Origin of the sequence: Salinibacter altiplanensis, assembly GCF_002894645.1 — a bacterium.
Classification (GTDB): Bacteria; Bacteroidota; Rhodothermia; order Rhodothermales; family Salinibacteraceae; genus Salinibacter; species Salinibacter altiplanensis.
The window spans coordinates 33,360-55,579 of record NZ_NCQY01000013.1 but is presented as its reverse complement, the minus strand read 5'-3'; the positions used below and the strand labels follow the sequence as shown (position 1 = coordinate 55,579).

19 protein-coding genes are annotated in these 22,220 nt (G+C 65.7%); 5 read left to right on the top strand and 14 right to left on the bottom strand.

What is annotated here, in order from left to right:
• Positions 1-19 precede the first annotated feature (19 nt).
• From B7R93_RS06925 to B7R93_RS06910, 4 genes are all read left to right on the top strand, one after another.
• On the top strand, positions 20-1,321 hold the full coding sequence (locus B7R93_RS06925) for a BamA/TamA family outer membrane protein (protein ID WP_157942224.1): 1,302 nt from the start codon (positions 20-22) through the stop codon (positions 1,319-1,321).
• 55 nt (positions 1,322-1,376) lie between these two features.
• Positions 1,377-3,176: a hypothetical protein gene (locus tag B7R93_RS06920; protein ID WP_103020083.1), complete on the top strand. Its 1,800-nt coding sequence runs from the start codon at positions 1,377-1,379 to the stop codon at positions 3,174-3,176.
• Between the two features lie 148 nt (positions 3,177-3,324).
• Positions 3,325-6,036, top strand: coding sequence for an Npt1/Npt2 family nucleotide transporter (locus tag B7R93_RS06915; RefSeq protein WP_103020082.1), 2,712 nt, complete (start codon positions 3,325-3,327; stop codon positions 6,034-6,036).
• 303 nt (positions 6,037-6,339) lie between these two features.
• Positions 6,340-7,701: an NTP/NDP exchange transporter gene (locus B7R93_RS06910; protein WP_103020081.1), complete on the top strand. Its 1,362-nt coding sequence runs from the start codon at positions 6,340-6,342 to the stop codon at positions 7,699-7,701.
• Between the two features lie 37 nt (positions 7,702-7,738).
• On the opposite strand, the gene B7R93_RS06905 is transcribed toward B7R93_RS06910, so the two are convergent.
• The 8 genes from B7R93_RS06905 to B7R93_RS06870 form a co-directional block, all read right to left on the bottom strand.
• The gene (locus B7R93_RS06905; protein WP_232798133.1) at positions 7,739-9,118 is read right to left on the bottom strand and encodes an alkaline phosphatase D family protein; all 1,380 of its coding nucleotides are present in this window, start codon (positions 9,116-9,118) and stop codon (positions 7,739-7,741) included.
• A 182-nt stretch (positions 9,119-9,300) separates the two neighbouring features.
• A complete protein-coding gene (locus B7R93_RS15785; protein ID WP_232798132.1) occupies positions 9,301-10,209 on the bottom strand; it encodes a ZIP family metal transporter in 909 nt (302 codons plus the stop codon).
• 178 nt (positions 10,210-10,387) lie between these two features.
• Entirely contained in the window at positions 10,388-11,476 is a 1,089-nt protein-coding gene (locus tag B7R93_RS06895; protein WP_103020079.1) for a CobW family GTP-binding protein, read from the bottom strand.
• A gap of 237 nt (positions 11,477-11,713) precedes the next feature.
• Positions 11,714-12,028: a hypothetical protein gene (locus B7R93_RS06890; protein WP_103020078.1), complete on the bottom strand. Its 315-nt coding sequence runs from the start codon at positions 12,026-12,028 to the stop codon at positions 11,714-11,716.
• Positions 12,029-12,358: 330 nt separating this feature from the next.
• Positions 12,359-12,685 carry an NAD(P)-binding domain-containing protein gene (locus tag B7R93_RS06885; RefSeq protein ID WP_103020077.1) on the bottom strand — a complete coding sequence of 109 codons (327 nt, stop codon included), beginning with the start codon at positions 12,683-12,685 and terminating at the stop codon, positions 12,359-12,361.
• A 48-nt stretch (positions 12,686-12,733) separates the two neighbouring features.
• Entirely contained in the window at positions 12,734-13,108 is a 375-nt protein-coding gene (locus tag B7R93_RS06880) for a SaoD/DsrE family protein (protein WP_103020076.1), read from the bottom strand.
• 36 nt (positions 13,109-13,144) lie between these two features.
• A complete protein-coding gene (locus B7R93_RS06875) occupies positions 13,145-15,559 on the bottom strand; it encodes a TonB-dependent receptor (protein ID WP_103020075.1) in 2,415 nt (804 codons plus the stop codon).
• A gap of 238 nt (positions 15,560-15,797) precedes the next feature.
• Positions 15,798-16,178: a hypothetical protein gene (locus tag B7R93_RS06870; protein ID WP_103020074.1), complete on the bottom strand. Its 381-nt coding sequence runs from the start codon at positions 16,176-16,178 to the stop codon at positions 15,798-15,800.
• Between the two features lie 194 nt (positions 16,179-16,372).
• Between B7R93_RS06870 and B7R93_RS06865 the strand changes: the two genes are divergently transcribed.
• Positions 16,373-16,834, top strand: coding sequence for an NUDIX hydrolase (locus B7R93_RS06865; protein WP_232798131.1), 462 nt, complete (start codon positions 16,373-16,375; stop codon positions 16,832-16,834).
• Positions 16,835-16,964: 130 nt separating this feature from the next.
• On the opposite strand, the gene B7R93_RS06860 is transcribed toward B7R93_RS06865, so the two are convergent.
• The 6 genes from B7R93_RS06860 to B7R93_RS15480 all read right to left on the bottom strand — a co-directional run.
• The gene (locus B7R93_RS06860; protein ID WP_103020073.1) at positions 16,965-17,465 is read right to left on the bottom strand and encodes a hypothetical protein; all 501 of its coding nucleotides are present in this window, start codon (positions 17,463-17,465) and stop codon (positions 16,965-16,967) included.
• Positions 17,466-17,569: 104 nt separating this feature from the next.
• On the bottom strand, positions 17,570-18,307 hold the full coding sequence (locus B7R93_RS06855; protein WP_103020072.1) for a head GIN domain-containing protein: 738 nt from the start codon (positions 18,305-18,307) through the stop codon (positions 17,570-17,572).
• Positions 18,308-18,397: 90 nt separating this feature from the next.
• Positions 18,398-18,898, bottom strand: a complete 501-nt coding sequence (locus B7R93_RS06850; RefSeq protein ID WP_232798130.1) for a nuclear transport factor 2 family protein — start codon at positions 18,896-18,898, stop codon at positions 18,398-18,400.
• Positions 18,899-18,908: 10 nt separating this feature from the next.
• The gene (locus B7R93_RS06845; RefSeq protein ID WP_103020071.1) at positions 18,909-20,564 is read right to left on the bottom strand and encodes a M1 family metallopeptidase; all 1,656 of its coding nucleotides are present in this window, start codon (positions 20,562-20,564) and stop codon (positions 18,909-18,911) included.
• Positions 20,565-20,589: 25 nt separating this feature from the next.
• Complete coding sequence (locus B7R93_RS06840) at positions 20,590-21,399, bottom strand: hypothetical protein (RefSeq protein WP_232798129.1); 810 nt, start codon at positions 21,397-21,399, stop codon at positions 20,590-20,592.
• 157 nt (positions 21,400-21,556) lie between these two features.
• Positions 21,557-22,220: ZIP family metal transporter (locus tag B7R93_RS15480; protein ID WP_272482663.1), on the bottom strand; the 664-nt coding region annotated here is incomplete at its 5' end.

The following is a 22,220-nucleotide window of genomic DNA, read 5'->3' as shown; positions in this document are numbered from 1 at the left end:
CGAACCGATTGACTGGACAATGCGATCTGCAGAGGGCATGCTTCGGGCCGTCTCTGGGGGACTTCTTGCGATGGTTCTCGTGGCGATCCCCCCCGCGTTTGCCCAACCTGCCCCGTCCGATTCGAGGGGGCCCGCGGCGACGGACACGAGCAACGCCGCACCGGAGCCTTACACGACCTCTCGCAGCGTGGCGTACCATGTGCTGGCCGCGCCCGCGTACCTCCTTCACGGAGCGACCCGGCCGCTGGGCTGGGGCGTCCAGTATCTAGAACAGGGGTTCCCCGACCTCTTCGCGTCCCGCCGCCCGCCGCGCGGGGCCCTTCCCATCGTCGAACTCGGAGGGCCCACGGGATTTCTCGCCGGGCTGGCCTTCTACGACAACCATCTGCTCGGAAGCGACCACGCGGCCCGGATTGAAGGCCTGTACGGAGGCCCCGATACGTTCGAAGGGGAGGTCTCGTACTCCACTCCCCCCCCGCTCGGGTCGGGCTCCAGCTTTGAGTTTGAAGCCAACCTGCTGTCCGATCCGGAGAGTGAGTTCTACTTGGGCGGCAACGACAGCGCCCGGGAGGCGGACGAGACCTTCTTCTCGCAGGACCAGGTGGACATCACCGCCGGTCTCCGGATCGCCCCCCCAGACCGCGCGGTGCGGGGGCAGTTTGATCTCATGTACGAGCACGTGGAAACCGACGAGGAGGAGCCCCAACTTTCAAATGCCGCTCCGCCGGGCCTCGGCACGGTTGATCTCTTGACCTCCCGGCTCATTTTCGGCCTAGACCGCACCAACGAGCCGCCCCGCGTCTCGCGCGGCACGGAGGTCTTGCTTCAGCTCGACTATAGCCACGACCTTACCGGCGACCGCTTCCAGTACGGGCGCTACGTGGCGGAGGTGCGGCAGTACCTCCCCGTCGGATTCTTCCCAAGCTCCCGCCGCCTGGCGCTCCGGGGCCGGCTTGAGCAGGTGGAGCCTCTGTTCGACGGGTCGGCGGTCCCGTTCTTCCAGCTGCCGGACCTGGGCGGGCAGAGCACACTCCGTGGGTTTCGGTCCCGACGGTTCCAAAACGACGGGTCGCTAATTTTCAACGCCGAGTACCGGTATCCCATCTGGTCGAACGTCGACGCGCTCGTCTTCGTCGATACCGGGCAGGTGTTCGACGCCTTCTCGGACGTGGCCGCCGATCGGTTTCACTGGAGTTACGGCGGCGGCCTGCACCTGCTGAACCAAAAAGGGCTTAGCGTCCGGTTCGAGGTGGCCGGTAGCTCGGAGGGCCTCCGCACCATTCTCACGGTGGACCCCAGCTTTCGACGCGTCGTTCGGTAGCCCTCTTTCTTTCGTCTCCTCCTGTTGCTTCGTTCGTCGACAGTCGTGTCCCCCCATGCGCATTGCTACCCACTCGCGTTCGTCTCTCCCCCTGGTCCTTTCCGTCTGGACGGGCCTGCTCGTCCTGCTCGTCCTGCTCGTCGTGAGTGGATGCGGGAGCAGCAGGCCCTACACCCTCGGGGCGGTCCAGACAACCGATCCGGACGACCGCCCCACGGACCGCCCGGCGGAGACGCTCGAGAGCATGTACTGGGACCGGATTGACATGAGCATTTTTCACCAGCTCGAAAAGCCGCTCAACCTAAACTGGACGGGGCGCACGGTGGGTCGCACACTGGGGATTACGGACGCCAACCCGGCCGACAACGTAAACGTGCTGGACGAGCCCCCGACCTCGAGCTGGTACACGCGCCGCCACTTCTACGACGAGATGTCGCCCCGCGAGCTGGCCATCGGGCCCAATGAGCGTGACACGACGGGCGTGGCCGCCGGGCCGTCGCAGCAGGGCCCCTGGACCGTCACGAGCGGCAAGTTTCAGGGGGCCGCCCGCGGCTTCGAAATCGAAGACCCTCGGGGCGACCGGTATCTGATTAAGCTGGACGGGCCCGACTGGCCCGAGCTTACGACCTCGGCGGAGGTGATCTCGACGAAAATCTTCTACGGGGCCGGGTATCACGTGCCCCAGAATACAATCACACGCTTTACTCCCGACCAGCTCCGCATTGCCGACGACGCGATGGTCAACGGCCAAGACGGGCGCCGCCCCATGGCCCAGGAGGACCTGCGGGCTCTTCTGAAGCCCTACGACCGGGGCCCCGACGGGACCATTCGGGGCCTTGCCAGCAAGTTCGTGGAGGGCGAGCCGCTGGGCCCGATCTTCTTTCAGGGCACCCGCGACGGCGACCCCAACGATCGGGTTCGTCACGAGCAGCGACGCGAACTGCGGGGCCTGCGCATCCTGTCCGCGTGGTTGAACGACGCCGACCGGCGCCACGCGAACACGTTGGCGGTCTACACCGATGAGCAGTACGTGAAGCACTACCTGCTGGATATGGGATCGACCCTCGGCGCCAACGCCTCCCAGCCCCACCAGCCCATCTATGGCCAGGCCTATATCATCGACCAGCGCAAAATTCTGACGGCCCTTCCGGCCCTCGGCGCCTATCGCTTTCCCTGGTGGCATTACGAGGGCGACATTTCGTATTCGGCGGTGGGCTACTTTCCCGCCGACGTGTTTCGGCCCGGAGAGTGGGTGCCCACCTACCCCAACCCCGCGTTTGAGAAGATGACGGAGCGCGACGGCTACTGGGGCGCCAAGCTCGTGATGAGCTTTAGCGACGAAGACATCGAGGCCATTGTCGAAACCGCTCGGATTAGCAGCCCGGACGCCGAGGCGCACCTGGTCGACGTGCTCCAAAAACGGCGCGACAAGGTAGGGCGATACTGGTTCGACCGGGTCAACCCGCTGGACCGCTTCTCCGTGGCCGCTTCCCCTCCTGTGGCCGAGACCGGCTCTTCCCCCTCGGCCGAGCCGCCGCGGCTCCAGTTCGACGATCTCGCTGTGGAGGGAAACCTTGCCCGGGCCGACGCCCGCACCTACACATACCGAATGCACCTCGACGGCACGGCGCTGGGCCCGCGCGACACCACGGCGTCTTCCCGGCTTCCGCTCACGGTGGACGGCACGGCCCTCGACACCGTGCTCGACAATCGCGGTCGCTCGGATCCCCATGCGCGCGTCGTTCGGGTGGAGCTTCGGACGCGCCACGACGGATCGATCAGCGACCCGACGCGCGTGTACCTTCACGTTCCCTCGTCCGGCCCGCCACGGGTCGTGGGCCTGGAGCGGGAGTAGCACGTGGTGGATAGCACACGTTGAAGACGGAGACGAACGCCGTCCTCTCATAGAAACCGGGCCGTGCCCCGTGTGCATAAACTTATCCCGAGCCCGATGCGTTGAGAAAAAGTGATCGATGTCTCTTCCGTAGCCGATCCCTGTCTGTATGGGGCGCCTTTTGGGCTCACTGTTTGGGCTTCGCCGTGACGAGCGCACACTGGCCCTCTGGATGGCCGTCTACCACGTGCTCCTGCTGGTCTCGCTGTACCTCCTGAAGCCAGTCCGCGACAGTCTCTTCCTCTCGTCCCGAGGGGCCGCCGAGCTGCCGTTCGTCTTCATTCTCACGACGGTCGTCGTCGTGCCCGTTGCCGCCCTTCACACCCGGGCAGGCGATCGGTTTCGCCTCGGGGGGCTGATTGACGGCGGCTCCCTGCTGCTCGTCCTGAGCCTGGTGGGCCTTCGCGGCCTCCTCGGCGTGAGTGGCGAGTGGTCCGCGTACGTCCTCTACGCGTGGGTCAGCATCTACGGGCTGCTGATCACGTCCCAGTTCTGGCTGATGGCGAACGCCCTGTTTACCTCCTCGCAGTCCAAGCGCGTGTTCACCGTCCTGAGTGCAGGGGCCATTCTCGGGGCCATCGTGGGGGGACAGGTGACGAGCCTGCTCGTGGAGACCGTCGGCATGAGCAGCACAAACCTGCTGTGGGTCGCCAGTGGCGTGCTGTTTGTCGCCACGGGGCTCGCCCGCTGGATTCGGACCCGCCACGTCCCGCTCGACGAACCGCAAGACGCCCCCGAAGAGGCGGCGAAGAGCGAGGCGTCCGCCCTGTCGATCATCCGCGACTCGCGCCACATCCAGCTGATCGTTGGCATCCTCGCGTTGACAGTGGTCGTCACGACACTCGTGGACTACCAGTTCAAAACCGTGGCGGCCCGCGCCTACCCCACAGAGGCGGGCCTGACGTCCTTCATGGGGCAGTTTTACGGAGGGGTGAGCGTCATCGCGCTGATCGTGCAGTTTCTACTCGCCCCACGGCTGATGCGCGTGGTCGGGATCGGCGGGGCGTTGTCGGTCCTGCCCGGCATTCTGGCCCTCGGGAGCCTGGGCATGTTGGTCGTTCCGGGCCTGCTGGCGGGCATCTTCCTGCGCGGATCCGGCCAGAGCCTGAAGCACTCGATCGACAAGACCGGACGGGAGCTTCTGTTCGTGCCCGTCCCCCTGCCGAAGAAAAAGCGGGTCAAGGTCTTTATCGATGTCTTCGTGGACCAGGGCGCACAGGGACTGGGCGGTGTGCTCCTCCTGGGACTGGTCACGAGCCTCGGGCTCAGCGTCCAGATGCTGAGTCTCGTGATCCTGGCGCTCATTGCGGTGTGGGGGACGCTGGCGTACCGGGCCCGCCAGTCCTACGTCGATCAGTTCCGCACCCAGTTGCGGAACCAAGAGGCCTCCTACGAGGCGCCCGACGAGGCAGAAGAAACAGCGGTGGACACCGACGAGCTGCTCGACTCGCTCTGTAGCCGCACCGAGACCGACGCCCTCCAGGCCCTGGATCAGCTCGAGGAGGGATCCGCTCCTGTTCCCGTCGACGCGCTGCTCTGCCTGCTCGACCACCCCGCTCCCGCCGTCCGGGCCCAGACGCTCCGCGTGCTCCGGGCGCGCCGGGTGGAGGGGGTCGGGGAGGCGGTCGCGGAGGCCCTTCGGGACCCAGACCCCGACGTACAGGTGGCGGCGGCCCGCTACCTCTACTGCCAGGCCACGGACCGCCACACGGAGCGAATCCGTCAGGGACTGAACCACGAGGACCCCCAGATCCAGGCCGCCACGCTCGGCCTCATTGCTACAGACGGCGATCCGGACGAGTACGAACTCGTTTCCGAGTCGCTCCTGCGGCGGCTCATTGACCTGGAGGGCGAGACAGGGACACAGACCCGCACCCACGTGGCTCGCATCCTCGGGGTGCTCGACCGCTCGTACCGCAACGACTTCCTCCACCGCCTTTTGCGAGACGATACTCCCGAGGTGGTGCGAACTGCGATCGAGGCCGCCGGCAACACGAACGACCGTTCTTTTCTCTTTCCGCTGATCCGGCAGCTCGGAGAGGACGCCTATGCCTCGACCGCCCGGCAGGCCCTTTCAGCCTTCGACCCCCCAGTGCTGGGCACCCTGTACGACTACCTCGTGGACCCTCAGACCGACCCGGACGCTCGGGTTCGAATCCCGTCCATCTTCGTAAACCAGTCCGGGTCCTTCGCGGTGGCGAGTCTGGTACGGGGCCTCCGGAAGGTGGAGGTGCCAGTGCGGCACGCCATCGCCCAGGCCCTCAGCAAGCTGCACCAGGCCGTCGACGCCTCGCCCTCGGATCCCGACGTGCTCGACGCGGTGATCAAGCAGGAGGCTGCGCACTACGCTGCACTCGGCCAAATTCAGCGCCTCCTCCAGCAGAGCGCCGAGCACCCAGTCCCCATCGATCCGGCCACACTGCAGCCTCTCCGGCAGGAGGGCCTCGAACGCATTTTCCGCCTGCTGGGCCTCCGGTACAACCAGCGTGACATCTACGACGCCTACCTGGGCGTTACCAGTCCCGATCCCACCCTTCGTGACAGCGCCATCGAGTTCGTCGATAACCTCGTCGACTACAACACGCGTCGCTTCTTGCTTCCACTCCTGGACGATCCGGAGGGAAGGCACGTCGTGGAGGTGGGGGCCAAGTTCTTCGACCGTTCGCTCCGGGACTGGGACGCGGCAACGGACTATCTCCGCACGGCGGACGACCCGCGCCTCACCGATCTCCTCGAAGAAGGCCCCGACGCGGACGTCGACACGATGCTAGACCCTGACGACGCCCCGAGCGCATCCGTAGCCGCCCCGGGGTCTTCTTAGAACCTGTTTTGATTTTGGATCGGATGGTAGGAGCGAGCATCGATGAGCCGAGAATCGGCTCATGGTCGAGGGCTGTAGTGGGCTACCGCCTGAGACCGGAGGCGATTTGCAGGCCATCACTGCCGCTCGGATCCCCGAGACAGAAAGTGAAACAGGTTCTTAGTCGTAACGGCAGAGGTGCCCCCGAGACAAATGCCACTCCCAGCCCCCGGCACGTCGGCCCTCGCCCGTACTCAAGGGGGCAGTCGATCGTCCGTCTGATCGACTGATCCGGTTTTTCTTCCACCACGGCACGGACCCGCTATGATCGAGCGCCTCCGCCGAGAGTTCCTTGACATCCGGCCCGGAGAGTGGCCACTGGCGTTGGGGCTCTCCACCTACTTCTTTCTCGTCATCGCCATTTTCTGGGTGCTCAAGCCCATCAAGCGCGGCCTCGTGATCAGCTACTTCGGCGACAACCCGATCCACCTCGCCGGCTGGGTGTTGTCCGGCGCACAGGCGGAGCAGCTAGGGAAGGTCCTGAACATGATCGTGGCGTTTGCCGTGGTGGGCTTTTTCACGTGGCTCGTCCGGCGATACGCCCGGCACTACCTGATCGTCATCTTTTGCGGGATATTCGGGACGCTCTTTCTCCTCTTTGGAAGCATCATCAACCAGATCGAGGCGCTGGGGGACACGGCCGTCTGGGCATTCTACGTGACGGGCGACATTTGGACGACGGTCATGGTGGCCACCTTTTGGGCGTTCGCGAATGACTTGAACACAGGCGACGAGGCGGAGCGCCTGTACGGCATCGTGGGGCTCGGCGGCGTCGTGGGCGGCTTCGTCGGGGCAACGGTGGTGAGTGGCCTCGTGGAGCAGGCGGGCCGGTCCACGCTCGTGTTTGCCTGCATCCTCCCCACGGCCGTCATTGGCGCCCTGGCCGTCTGGATCCACCGGCGCGAGTGTGGGAAGTGCGGGGACGACCCCGAGGCGCCCTGCTGCCCAGAAGACGATGCCGTGCTCGAGGAGGAGCAGGGGAGTGTGTTTCTGGAAGGGGGCAGGCTCGTGGTGCAGTCCAAATACCTGCTCAGCATCGCCGCCGTCCTGGGGCTCTACGAGATGGTCTCCAACATCGTCGACTTTCAGCTGGCCGTCCTGGTCGAGCAGCAGATCACAGACGGGGCGGAGCGGGACGCGTTCTTCGGCCTCGTGGGGCAGGCCACCAGCCTCGTGTCAATCGGGGTGCAGTTGTTTTTGACGTCGCTCGTGATGAAGCGGTACAGCGTGAAGGTGGCCCTGCTGTTCCTTCCGCTTGCCATCCTGGGCGGCACCATCGGGTTTGTGATGCTCCCCACCCTTGCGTTTGTCGGGTTCATGTCCGTGAGCGACAACGCCCTCAACTACTCGATCAACCAGTCGGCCAAGGAGGCACTCTACACGCCCACCACCCAGGACGAGAAATACAAGGCGAAGTCGTTCATCGACATGTTCGTGCAGCGGGCCGCCAAGGTGGCCTCGGTGGCCCTCAACCTGGGGCTCACCGCGCTTGTGATTACGGACGCCCGCTGGCTGTCGCTGGCCGTCGCCATCCTGCTCGTGGCCTGGATCTTCGTCATCCGCTTCCTGGGCCGCCAGTACGAGGCGCGCAAAGACGCCGACGAGGCTGCGTTCGTGGGGGCCTGACCGGTCGCGGCCCCATCCTCCTCCCTTTCTATTCACCTCAGGGCGCGGGAAAGCAGCGGCGCCAGTCGAGGAGGGTCACGAGGCGTTCCGTATCGGCCTGGTATCGCTTGCCGGTCCAGGTGATGCATACCTCCTCCCCCCCGTCGTCCTGCACGTCCATGAGGACAAACTGCCCATCGTTTTGCCCGAAGAGCCGGATGGGAGTCGGATACGGCCCGTGGGTATATGGTCCACCCTTCACCGACCCACGTCGGCCCAGGGAGGCCACCTGCACGACCGGGAAGCCCCCGCCGTCCTCTTGTCCGTACCGGTTGTGCGTGCCGTCGTCGAGCGCCACCATGTGGGCGTCCCCGGAGAGCGTGACCAGTTGGTCGGCGACCCCGAGCGAATCGATGTAGGTGGCCAGCTCACGCCGCTCCGCCGCAAACCCGCCCCAGTGGTCATTGGAGTCGCCCGGCGCTCCGATCCAGGGCACGCTGCTGCCCCAGGCAATCACCGGGTACTGGTCCTTGGCCTGCGCCAGCTGGCGCTTGAACCACGCTTTCTGGGCCGTCCCCATCATTGTTTTTGTGGAGTCGGGGGCCTGGTTGGGCGTACGGGCCGAGCGCAGGTCGGTCAGTATGATCCGCACGCGTCCCACCGTGAAGGCTTGGTAGATGGGGCGTCGTTGCTCCTTCGGGGCGAGGGGATAATGCGGCACGTATTCCCGGTACGCTTGGCGAGAGGCGTTTTGCCCCGGGGCCTGGCGCGAGCTGTTGTTCGGCCCATAGTCGTGGTCGTCCCACATGTACGCCAGCGCCATGGACCGGAACAGGCGAGCCTGGGGCGACGAGGCATGGACGCGTCGATACGCCGTCCGAAAGGCCGTCGGGGCGGGAACACGAATGTCCTCGTAGTGCAGATCCCCCAGGTGCAGAAACAGATCCGGCTGCGTCCGCCAAAGGGCCCCGAAGACGGGATGCTGCGAACCGGTCTCCGCACAGGCCCCCAGCGCCACCCGAAACGAGAAGGCTCCCGTTCCAAACGTCTGAAACTGACCCTGCTCGGTGGTGTCGATCGCCCCCCCGCGGTGGAGCGCGTAGTGGTACGTGGTGCGGGGCGCGAGGTCGTCGAGATGAAAATGCCGCACGTCGGAATTGGTGGCGGGGACGGTGCCCTCGAAGATCATCGGATCGGCCCAGGTGCCGGTCGTGTCCACTGCCAGGCGGACTTCCCCCTCCGGCGTCGCCGGACGCGCCACCACGCGGGCGGACGAGTCCGTCACGCCCCCGGCCCACAAGACCGTCCCCGAGTCCGCGTCGGCCGGCGAGGACCCCGCCAGACCGAGGGAACGGCAGGCCCCTCCCAGCCCGAGGATTGCCAGTCCCATGGCGAGCGCGCCGGCAAAAAGTCTTGTTCGTACTGAAATCACAGGCATCCCATAAACAGATTCATCGGACGTCTGGCGGCCTCTCTCCATTTGGGAGTCTGAAGGTCTACCTCAATTCCGTCCTCGCTGTATTGTTTGTCGACGGGTTCCGTCGCCCCCAAATCACCGCTTGGCATGGGAAAGCAGTCGCGCATCCCGTTCGCCTTCGGACTGCCAGCCAGGCCCCCGATTTACAGGAGCCCCCAGGCCCCCGCGACGAGGAGGCTCCCGGCCAGGGTACTCCACACGGCATGGTAACGCACGTTCCCGAGTCCCTCATACATGGGGGCCGATCTAAGGTCGGATGGCAGGTTGGCCGCACGGCGTAGCTCACTGCCCCATCCGCACCGCGGCAGGAAGTCGACGGCCACGTGCAGAAACAGCCCCGTAGCGGCCCCGAACACGACGGCGTGAAACACGTCGCTCGTCGGCGGGTCGACCAGGCCAACGGGCACCGCGGCGACGCAGACGGCCGCGGCGGGCCAGAGCAAGAGCGAGACGGAGGCGCCCCGTCGCTGCAGCCGGCGGGCGGCGGCGTACCCGGCCGGACCCTTGTGGGACACGATGGCGAGCCCGAGGAGGGCCCCGAGGGCCGGCATGGTGGCGTAGACGGCCCCAATGACGAGCCCCGCCCCCAGCGAATGCATCGACAGCACCCAAACGACCGGACTCGCAGAATCATCCGTGCCGGGCTTCCCGCGGTGCAGGATCGTATGGACCGTGAAGCCGCCAATGATCCCGAGCGCGATGCCGAGCCCGCCCAGGGACGCGTCGCGCGACACGGCATTCGGCACCAAGAAAAGGGCAGTGCTCGTGACCATGGCCCCGCTCGACAGCCCGTACGCCCACGCCAGGCGACGAAGCCGCTGTGCCGGCGCACCGACGACCTGCCTCTCCGCCCGGCGCCCTAGCTTTGCCCCCACCATCATCACGAGAAAGGCCGTCCAGCCAATCGCGAGCAGCTTCGTGAGGCCCGCCGCGAGGCCAAGGAGGGTCACGAGGCCCATGCCACCGCCACCGAGGGCGACGGCCCACCGGGCGCGCCGGTCTCGGGGCATCAACGTTGAGGGGAAAGAAAACGTCGAGGAGGAAGAAGGCATTGCTGGTGTTTGTCGTTGCTGTTTGGGGTGCGGACGTTGGAAAACACGCGAGCAGGCGCCACCTACGCCAGTGCTTAATCCCACGACGGAAACGGGTCGGAAATCGACGACGCGTCGTCCAGACACGCCTGCGCCAGCTCGCCGACGACGATTGAATTTCATCACTACATGCCCGGCATCATGTGCTCAGGTCACCGGCGGTAAACCCGGCGGCGCCGGCGAGGCGCGTATTGAAGATAGACTGCACCTCCGCGTCGCTCGGGCCGTCCGGCAATCCGAGAATGGCGAGGGCCGTCCGTGGCGGGCTGGACCATTCCCCATCGAAGGAAAAGGCGGCCCGGCGCCCGGCCATCTGCAGCAGCACGCGCTCGTCTCGGGTCTCTTCGGTAAACAAAAACCCCTTCACCCGGAGAATCGTGTCGGGCAGTTCGCGCAAGGCCCGCCGCACGTCGTCGAGGGTTGTGAAGGGCACGTCGGAGCGGTATGACCAGCGCCGGAACGTGTCCTCGTGATCGGGGCCGGGGTGTTCATGGTCGTGGTGTTCATGGTCGCTGTGCTCGTGGTCACTGTGTTCATGGTCGTGGCCCGCGTGGCCCTGACTGTGATCGTGCGCGTCGTCGTCGCGGCCGTGCACGTGGCGTGTCGGTTCGGCGTGCCGGTCCACGAGCAGCGGCACGGGCACGTCGGCATGAACGGTTTCCAGGATGCGTGCGTCGGGCGTCCAGTCCTTGATCCACGCGCGCACTTCGCGAAGACGTGCGGCATCGACCAGATCGCTCTTGTTGAGCAGAACGATGTTGGCCGACTTGATCTGCGATTCCACGAGGTCCTGGATCTGGGCGGCATCGTCCTCATCGTACGGGGCACGCTCCGCGTCGATGACCGTCAGCACACTGTCGAGGCGCAGATGCGATTGCAAGTCCGGCATCATGAGCTGCACTGCGATGGACGCAGGGTCCGAGATGCCGCTGGCCTCAATGAGGATGTGCTCCGGCGGCGTGTCGCGCCCGATCAGGTAGGTCAGTGCCGTCGTGACGCCCCCTTGCATCGTGCAGCAGATGCAGCCGCCTTCCAGGCGGAGCACGTCCTCATCCTGACTGGCGACGAGGTCGGCGTCCACGTTCAGGTCGCCGAAGTCGTTGACGAGGATGGCGACCCGCCGCTCCGACAGGCCGTCCAGCAGGTGGTTGAGCAGGGTCGTCTTGCCGCTTCCCAAAAATCCGGCGAGCACCGTGACGGGAACGGGACGTTGGGGCGATGTGGCCATGGGCGATCGTAGCGATGAGCAGAAGCGATGTCGAATGCGAACGGCGTCGGCGTGCGATTGCCGCGCGATTGGGGAGCCCCGACGGGCTGGTTCTCCTCTCGCGCCTTTCCCGCTACCGATGGACCCCTGCTACCGATGTGCTACCGGCGAGTCTTGTCGGAGGCGGAAGGACTGCCTCCGGTCCGTACAGGGACCCGTCCATGAAGGGGAACCCACAGCGGGCGATCCGCCGCACCGTCAGCGACTGGATGCGGCATCCGGGCCATCCGAAACGACCTCCCCGTTCGGGGTAATGCGCTCTCCCTCCTCCGGCGGTTGCGTCGGAAAGCGGCTGATCGGCACGTCCCCCTTCCAGTCCTTTGGGACGTAGTGTACGTGATCGCCATGCGGTACTTTCTCGTACGGCTGATTTCGGTACGGATTCACCACCTGCCAGGTCAGGTACGAAAAGAACAGGAGCAGCACCGCTCCCAGAATCCACCTGCGGGACGAGCCCCCACGCGCAGATCGCTCGTCATTTGGAGATTGATCGTTTGAGAAGTGATTGCTCATCGGTCTGCCGGAACGTCGCGAGGGAAAGACGAACGGCCCCTAAACTGATACCAATTGCTCGGAATCATAGTACATTTGCCGCCTCCAGCAGGTCATCGTATCGAGTTCGGGAAGCGACCGCCTCATCGGCATGGCGAGAGACGACCGTCGGGCCTTCTGCCGGGAGCGGATTGCTGAACAAATATGTAGCAGGCACTGGGGTAGCAGGCATTGGCTTCACGGAACCGACTACCCACCGACTTTTCAGAAAGCGCGTAAAGCGTCGCCTGCGAATTCCTTTGCAACTCGATGAGATGTTTGTCCGGGTGGACCAAACATCCGTGGGCGGTTTCATGGAATGATCTCCGCAACCTCGACCCCACGCGCAATCGGGAGGTCAAAATACGAGGCCACATTTCGTAAATACTGCGCGTACTCGGGCCCCGACGGGTGCTCGTGTTGAAGGGCGTGTACCGGCGAGGTCTCCAGGACGATCGAGTTGAGATCGAGGTGACCAAACGCCTCGCCCGTAAACGAGGGCGTGATAAACCGCATCTGCTCGGGCCATTGCTCGAAGGAGGCTTCCACCTCGTCCCGTTCCAGAATAGCGAAGCAATCCAGACCGAGATCGCGAAGAACAACCCCGAAGCCCACTCCGGCTGCACCGGCCCCTACGATCGCTACATCTACCGATTGTTATTGCATGGTAGCTTGTATGGTAGCTGATTAAAGCGTAATGACTTGATCGAGCGGACGATCGGACAGAGCAGCATACAGATCCGGAAAGCAGCCCACGCGCACTCCGTCCACCGTTCCCAGCGGTTGACACTCGCCGTCCGGTCCCACATCCCCCTCCGCCAAGCCGCGCGACAGCGCGCAGCGGTCGCACATCATCAACAGGATTTCTTTCTTCTGCGCAACCGCGGCGAGGCGTTCGCCGAGAGGATCGCCCTGGCGCAGGACATACGTGTTGTCGTCGAAGAAAAACATGCCGGCCACGTCTACGCCGTGGCGATCCGCTTCCAGCTGCGGTAGGATCATTTCTCCCAGCTTATAATCAGCGGTGTGGCCCGAGGTACTGAATACGTAAGCAACAGTCATAGCACAGAGGAAAGAAGGTCGGGAGAGAACCTGAGATCAAAACGGCACCGACAGGCTAAGCTGCACGTCGCGGCCCGGCGAGAGCGCGTAGCCCTTGTAGGTGTCCAGGAAGTTGCGGTATGTGGTGTCGAACACGTTCCGCATCGCCACGCGGAGGGACGGTTCGCCCCCGAGGCCAAGTGCGAATCGGCTCTCGATGGAAGCGTCGACGGTGGTGTAGGCCTTCGTGGAGGCCGTTCCGAAAGGAGGCTTTCCCGACGTATTATCGAACTGCGAGAACGGCTCCAACGTGCCGGCGGCGTCTTTGTCGAAGCCGTGCTTGAGGTGAAGCTCAACACGCGGGCTCCGCAGCGGACCGCGATCGTCCGGCGTAAGGTGCACGAAGCCCTCGACGTTGTCGGTGGGCAAGAGGGGCAGGTCTCCATCTCCCCTGCTATCGCCGAGCCCGTCGCCGGTGCCCCCGAGGACCGCCGCCTGGCCGCCCACATGGAGCCACGGCCGCACCTGCGTCTCTACCTTTGCCTCGATGCCGGGAATCACGGTATCGGTCTGGCTCGCCTCGTATATTGGGCGACCGTTTCCATTCGGCCCCCGGTTTTCATTTGTGTTCTCCAGGAAGATGTAGTCGTTGATGGCGTTGACGTAGCCGGTCACCTCGGCGGTCAGTCGGTCGCGCCGGACCCGCACCGACACGTCGGCGCTGTAGGCCCGCTCCGGATCGAGGTCCGGATCGCCCACCTGAAAGGCCGCCACGCCGCCATGCACTCCATTGGTATACAGCTCAAAGATCGAGGGCGCGCGGAAGCCGCTGCTCAGATTCGTAGCCAGGGCAATCCCGTCGGCCACCTTCACGTTCGCCCCCAGCGCGCCGGACAGCGTAACGTACTCGTTCTCCAGCGCATCCGAATCGGTCGTCCGATCGTTCGGCTCCGCGTCGATGGTGCGAACGTCGCCCCGGATGCCTGCATTCAGGGTCCATGGCGCCAGGTCAATCTCCTCGAACGCGAAGAGCCCTACGTTCCAGGTGTCGGCGGTCGGCTGCAGTTCGGCCAGGCCGCGTGTATTCGCGTCTTGACGCTGCACCTCCGCCCCGAGGGTGCCGCCCACAGGCCCGATCTCGGGGTGGACCACCTCCAGGCGGCCGGTGTAGATGTCGGTCTTCAGGTCCACATCGTAGTTGAAGTCGTCGAAGCCCCCGCTGTCCTCGATGACGTCGAGCGTCTGATCGCCGGCCCCATTTCCGGACTGCCGGATGGAGGTCTGGACACTGAGACGCGGCCGCACGACGAAGTCGCCGGCGATGAGATTGCCCTTCGCCACGAGGTTTCCGTGCTCCAGGTTCTGCCCGAGACCGTTCGCATTTTCCGCTCCAGGCCCACCGGTGGGCAGCAGAAAATTGTGGCGGTTCACCCAGTAGTCGCCGTAGAGCTGCACGTTGCCGAAGTCGCCCTGCGTCCCGACCTGGGCGTATCCGTTCCACTGCTCGAAATTCGTGAACGGAATCTCATCAGTATACTTGGGATCGTTGAACGGACCAGGACTCTTGTCCGCAGCCTCGAAGAAGGTCTCCTCCTCAGGGGCGGTGTAGTTGTCGGCGATCCGCCGCTCGAACCCGGCACGGACGCCCACAGGGCCCCGGGCGCCCTGAAGGTCGAGCCCCACGGCCCGCTCGTCGTTGTTCGTGAAGTACTGCGAGCGGAATTTGCCGCCAACCCGAGATTCGCCCAGGTCGGCGGTCGGCGCGTCCTTGGTGAGGACATTGATCGCGCCGCCGAGGGCGTCGGAGCCGTACTGGATGCTGCTGGGGCCCCGCACCACCTCAATGCGCTCTGCCTCGTTCGAGGAGGTGGTGGGGAAGTGGCGCACGCCGAACTGGTAGTACTCCTGCGCGATGCCGTCTTTCAGCACGCGGATGCGGTTGCCCGAGAGGCCCCGTAGGACCGGCTTGCCCGCCTGCGAGCCCGTTTTGATGGACGAAACGCCCGCCACGCTGTTGGACAGAAGGTCGCCGAGGGAGGCGCTGCGATTCACGTCGAGGTCCTCCTCATTGAGTACATCGACGCTCTGGGGGGTGGTGAGGGTACTGCGAGCGCGGGCCGTGCCCGTCACGGTCACCCCCTCGGTTTCCAGCACACGTGTCTTGAGCGACACGTCGACCGTGGCCGTTTCGCCGGCGTTGAGCGTGATTTCTCGGACGACCGTCTGGTGGCCGACGAATCGGATTTCGAGGGTGTGGTCGCCGGGCGGGAGGCCCTCAAGCCGGTACCGGCCATCGGGCCCGGCGGTGGTGCCCCGCTGGAACGCCACGTCGGCAATCTGGGCACCGGGCAGGGGCGCCCCGTCCGCATCCGTGACGGTACCGGTCACCGTGCCTCGGGAGGACTGGGCCTCGGCGGGGAGAATGAAAGCAAAGGACAAAACGAGAAAAGCAGTAAGAATACGGGTCGACATAGAGCGGGATACACTGGTGCAACGGAGCAAACAAGACCATCCCTGCCGTATAGACGGGATGAGGAGACGAGAGGGAGACCCGACCACTGCAGCCACAGAGACACCAGGCATGCACGAGCCCTGTGCCGCGTCAGGTCTGCTGCTATGCAGACAGACGCCGAGCCTGTACGGGCGAGACGCAGACACGCGACTCACCAACAGGGTCTGAGGGGGCAGAGCAATGCCAGAGGCAACAGGACTACGCGAGGCGGGCCCCAGAGAGAGATGGAGGCCCGCGGATAAACCGAACGGATGCCACGGGAGCAACCGCAGCGTGCGACCGGACCTCGACGGACAGCCCCCCTACCACGCGTGGGGCCGTGTCCGGCATGAGCGCCGGCGGCACCAGCAGAAGACGGGTGGCGCAGAGGTCGCACTCCGGCACAATCTGTCCGTCGGTCGCGTCTGTCCAGAGCGCTGCGTCCGACGCGTGGACGTCCGCCGTGTGGCAGGACGACTCCGTCTGTGTGCTCCGTTGTGCCTCCCCATGCTGAACAAGGTGTACAGCCGGCCCAATCACCCCACCCGTGGCGAACGCCACGAGCAGAAGTGCGACCAGAATGGGATGACGGCCTTGCATGGGATAGCGGAGGACTGTCAAAAGACACTCTGTCTATTGACAGGCACCTGCCGGGGTTCCACGTCTAAAAACGACCACACATGCACATTCATTCAGACGATTCGCTACGGCATCACGGTCCCTCCGAATCGACACTCTCGACGCCGGTGCCTACATTGACGGATCCGTGATCGGTGACCCGACTGCCGCCCGTCATGCCCAACTCCGCCCCCCGCGTCGTCGACGTGTACCCGTACCGCGAGTCGTCCGTGAACCCCGAGTTTTTGCTCCTCCACCGCGCCCCCGGCACCCTGTACGCCGGACAGTGGCGCATGGTGGGCGGAAAAATTGACACGGGAGAGGCTGCATGGGAGACGGCCCTCCGTGAGGTGGACGAAGAAACCGGCCACTCCCCCGACCGGCTCTGGACAATTCCCTCCGTCAACGCGTTCTACGAATGGCAAGCGGACCGCATGAACCTCATCCCCGCGTTCGCCGCGGCCCTTCCGGCCGACCCGACACTCGACGACGAGCACGACGCCTTCACCTGGCTCCCCGCCGAGGAAGCCGCCGCCCGTCTGGCGTGGCCTGAACAGCAGCGCCTTCTCCGCCTCGCGGATCGGACGCTCCGGAATGGGATCCCGCCCCGCCTCGTCGTGCAGCCGGCCCCCGAGTGACCGTCGCGCCACAGGTCCACACGACCGGCGCCCATTCCCTCGTGCCCTCCGATGGCGACCTTGCCCTCCCACGAGGCGCACGGAAATGCCCGACGACAGGGCTCCGGTGCAGAGGCGTTCAGAGCCTCGACTACACCATGTAGTCGTCCGTGGGCACGTCGAGGAAGTCCATGAGCCAGTCGAGCGCCCAGGTTTGGTTGTCCTCCCCGCTCCACTCGTACCCGGCCTGCACCTCGTCGGCCACCTGTGGCCAATCGACGGTCCAGTCCTTGTAGACGTGGAAGGAGAACTGGCTCACGTCCGTCTCGAAGTAGACACAGCCCTCGTCGGGGTCGTAGATGGAGGTGGCGGTGTCGTCCTCGCGGGCCCGCTCGGCGGCCCACACCACGAGCGGCACCTTAAAGCGGTAGTCCATCTCATGAACCCGCTTGGCCTCGCTGTTGAGGTAGTTGGCCAGGACGACGCTTCCATCGCCGTGCTCGATGGCCGCTTCGGCGGCGTCGCGGGTCGACGGGTCGGCGTCGATCTTGTCGAGGGCCACCTCTACGAGCGGCCACACGTCTACGGGCTCGGGGTCGTTGGCGGCGTCTTCTTCGCGGGGGATCGTGACGGTGCAGGATTCGAGGTCCACGGGGGGATCGGATTGGTGAGAGAGACGAAAAGAACCGATTCAGCGACGCTCCCGCTGCGGTACAGTCATCGTATGCGCCGCGCCCCCAGAAGATCGCGGGGGCATCAGTCGATCGCATTCACGTTTCCGCTCCCCGTGATGTTCGTCGACACCGCGGGCCGGCCCCGGTACCCCACGTCCCCGGAGCCGAAGATAGAAGCCTCCAGCTGCTCAGTCACGTGCACGTCCGCGCCGCCGGACCCGGCAATGCGTACCTCTGTCGTCCGTGTCTCCAACTCCGCGGCCCGCAGGTCCCCCGAGCCGGCGATGTTGAGGGAGAGCGCCCCGGCTCGCCCTCGCAGCGTCGTCGTTCCCGAGCCGGCCACCTGCACGTCGAGCCGGTCGGTGCTCACGTCCAGGGTCGTGCGGCCCGACCCCGTCACGTTGAGCGAAAATGTCTCCGCCTCGATCTGATTCTCGCCCACGATCTCGCCCGATCCGGCCAGCGAGGCGGACTCGATCGCTGGGGCCGTCACGTAGATGTCTACCTCCGCGTCGTAGGACTCCTCGTCCCCGAACAGGCGGTCGAGAATGCCCGTGTCCTGATCCGTCGGCAGCGTGAGGGTTCCGTTCTCGACGACGGCCTCGAACTCGTCGAGGACCGTTCGGGGGGCCTCAATCTCGACGGACCGGGCGTCGCCCTGCCGCAGGTGAAGGGTGCCGGGCACGTGAAACGCAACGGCTGTAAAGGCCTCCACAGAGCGGGCCTCCCGGACGCGCTCTTGGGCGACGGTGTTGTGAAGCGGCAGGACGAGGAGGCCGAGGAATAGCGCGGTTCGCCAGACGGACGGTTGGGGGAGCATGAGTGGACAGGGGGGTGATGGGACATGCAAGTGAGTGTCACGCATGTTCATCACGGTGGGGACTCCTTCGGTGTTACACCCCCGATCCACCTACCGCGATGGACGAACGTGGGACGGCACCACGCAGTCCTGCCGCCGGGTGTCCATGAGCTGAAGAATCCGCCAGCCATCGGCCTGCCGCACCAGTTGCACAGCGTTCACACCACAGTGCGACCGCTCGTCGCCGAGATAGAAGGCATACGGGACCCAGGCGCTCGCGAGCGGTCCATCCACGCGGACTTCGACCGCCCACGTGCGCTCGTCCCACGCCTGTTCGTGGAGCTGCCCGACGGCCTCGACGAACGCATCGACGGGGGTACGGCGAACAGCTGCCGTGTCGCTCGGGCCCACCGCGGTGTGTAGGCGGGCGCCGTCGTGAAAGAGGCCCCGCACCGCGGTGCTGTCTCCAGCCCGCATGCCATCGAAGAGGGCCTCAATCGTGCGTCGAACGGCCTCTTCTTCGGCCGGCACCGACTCGGGGCCGGACTGGGCCAGCGCCGCGGGCCCCAGGAGGCCCGTCAGGAGAAGAACGCACAAACCACGACGTGCCATGGGCATCCAGTCATTCGTCGGCGCGGCGCATCGACAACTCCGCAAGGAGATCCGTGTTGGGGTCGAGCCGTACGGACGACGGCACGTGGGGACAGTCGACCCGGGCCTGCGCGTCTCGTCCCTGCAAGAAGAGCGTCGTGGTGCGCGAGGGGGCGTCCCCAACCGCCACCTCCACCGGCACCTCGAACGGCGGCTCGTCCTGCGTTTGTCGCAGCGTCACGACACACTCGTTCGCGGTGGCGTCGTGGCGCCAGGTGCCCTCAATGACCGGGTGGCCGGGGCGGCGCGTCCACTGGTCGAAGAACGCCTCCAGGTCCTGCCCCGACACGTCCTCCATCACGGCCCGGAAGTCACGGGTGCTCGCGTTGCGGTCGCGGTAGCGCTCGTAGTAGGCCCGCAGGCCCGCCCAAAACGGCTCGGTCCCCACCTCCCGGCGCAGCATGTGCAGCACCCAGGCCCCCTTCTGGTAAGGATTCGTGTTGAGAAGCTCGTTGGGATCGCTGTAGGTCGTGTCCACGAGCGGCTCGTCCGGGGTTTGTTCGTGAAATCGGACGGCCTGCTCCCGGGCACGGGTCATGTAGCGTCGGAGCGCCGCCTCGCCCCGGGCGTGCTCCAGGTAGAGGCCCGTCAGGTACGTGGCGAAGCCTTCACTGAGCCAAAGGTGCGGCCAGTCCGCCTCCGTGACCGTGTTGCCGTACCACTGGTGCGCAATCTCGTGGGCGAGCAGCGGCGTGTCGTCCTCGCCGTCGGCCACCGCCGTCTCGCTGTAAAAGATGGCCGCCGCGTTCTCCATCCCCCCGTACCGCGTGGTGGACTGCACGTTGGCGAGCTTCTCATACGGGTACGGCCCCAGCTTGTCCTCAAAGAAGCGGAGGATGGGCGGGGCCTGTCCCAGGTCCTCAAAGCCGCGCCCCCGGTCTTCTGGATAGACCCAGCTCTGCACGGGCACCCCATCGACGGTCCCCGCCGTGTCCACCGCGAAGTCGGCGGCCCCAATCACCATCACCTTCGGCGGCAGGGGCACGTCGGTCCGCCAGTGCGTGTGGCGCACGTCCCCCGACGTGGAGTCGGCCACGAGCGCGCCGTTGCTCACGACCTCGTACTGCGCCGGGGCCGTCACCCGAAACGCCACGGTCGCCTTGTCGGAGAGGTGGTCCACCACCGGGAGCCAGTGGCGGGCCCGGTTCGGCCAGTTGTCCCCGAAGAAGGTGCGGGCGCCGTGCTGGTTGGTGCCAATGATGAGGCCATCGGCGGGCACGCCCGCGTACTCGATACGGAACGTGCGCGTCTGCCCCTCACGGAGGACGGACGGGGCAATGCGCAGGAGGTCCTCGGTGTGGTGGTACGACACCGTCGCTCCCTCTTCGAACACGGAGGCAACCCGCATTCCGGTATCCTCCCCGGCCGAGCGCCCGACGAGGTCGAGCCGCACGGCCGTGAGCGTGTCGGTTTCGACCCGCAGGCGCACGGTGGCCGTGCCCTCAATCCGATCCGTGGTGTCGGAGAGCGTGAGGGAGAAGTCGTAGTCCTGCACGTCGATGCCGGGCTGGGGCTGGGCGGCGGGGCCCGGCGCGGGCTGCGCACAGGCCCCACGGCCCCACAGCAGGACGCTTCCCCCTACGAGAAGCACGAGCACCCAGCGCCAAGACGAAACACCAAGATTCATTGTGAAGACCTCTGGTCGGCAAGCATTAATTTCCAGGGCGAACCTCAATCTCTCGGGTCGTGTCGTTGAACGGACCGGGCACGACGTTGCCGTCGCTCCCAATGAGCTGCAGGGTGACTTCGTAGGTGCCCCCCTCCAGTCCAGTTACGAAGGCCGGGGCCCACTCGGTCAGCGTCGTCGATGCGACCTCGCCGCCCTCCGCGTCCCGGATGGTGTAGCGGGCCTGGTAGCCGTCGGGGCCCAGTTCCACATTGTGGAGATAGAAGTCCAGCATGATCCGGTCGGCGCCGTCGCCACTGTACGTCCCCTTCGGCCGGCTGTAGATGATGGCCGGCTCCCTCGCGCCGAGCATGAACTCGCCGGACTCCTCCCCGACGTAGAAGTTGACCAGGTCGTACGCCTCTCCTCCCTTCACGCTCTCGTGGTAGGAGCGACTCGGAAAGGCGATGAGGGTGTGCGCTCCGGGCTCCAGATCGCCGAGGTCGAACAGCGTTCCGGCCTCGTAGTTGGCCATGTAGGGCTGGTTGTCCAGGATGACGTGGAAGTGCTGCCCGTTTCCGGAGTTGGCAATTTCGTCGGCCCGCTCCGTGTCCGTCTGGATGCCAGCCTCAAAGTTTTCGGCCTCGATCGTGATGGCGGCACTGTCATCGTCCACGACCGCACTGTCGGCCGGGGCCGTCACGCGGGCCGTGGCGCCATCGATGGCCGGCGAGCGATCGCCCGCCTGAATCTGCACGCCGTCCCCGCCGCCTCCGCCGCCACAGCCGGCAAGAAGCAGAAGACCGCCACACACGAGAGAGAGCACGGAAAGAGAGGCGCGGGGGGACTGTGGCATAAGAAACACGGAGCGTGGGTCGTAAGAACGTGAGCGAAAGGGGGACAACGTTTTGGGATTCATAGTAAGAATAGGCAGCAGGGCCCCGTCTGTCAACGCATCTGTTCGGCGGCGCTGCTTTTCCTCCTCCCTTCCGGACGCGTCTTCGCGGGGTTCATCAGGCGTGGAGGCCCCACCAAGCGACAAAGACAACCACGCCCCCAGCGAAAGCACTTGTCACGGCGTGGAGGCGGAGACGGTCGAGCAGATGATGCTGCGCGTCAAACTCCCCGGCGGTCGTCTCGGGATCGGTCAGGCCGGCCGCCTCCGACACCTCGCCTCCAATCTCACACCGCGGGAGGAAGTCGAGCGCGACGTGCAAGAAGACGCCCGTTGCGACGCCAAACACGAGGGCGTGGACCACATCGCTGCCGGGAGGAGACACAAACCCGACGGGCACCGCCGCGGCGGCCACCGCAGCCGCCGGCACCAGGAGCACCGAGACGGACCGGCCCGCCCGGTACAGTCGTCGTGCGGCCGCGTAGCCTGCCGGGGCTTTGTGCGACACGATCGCGACGCCGAGCGCGGGGCCCAGGGCCGGCATCGTCGCGTAGACGGCCCCGATGACGAAGCCGGCGGCCAGCGAATGGGCCGTCAGCTCTAGCGTCGTGGCGTCGAACGGAAGGTGCAGATGCGCCAACTGGTGTTGGGCCGCGTGCAGCACGAACCCTGCGAACACGCCGGCCGCAATCCCAAATCCGCCCACGACCGGGTCGTGGCCGATGGCCGTCGGGATAAGAAACGCCCCCGTACTCGTGACCATGGCCCCGCTTGCTCCTCCG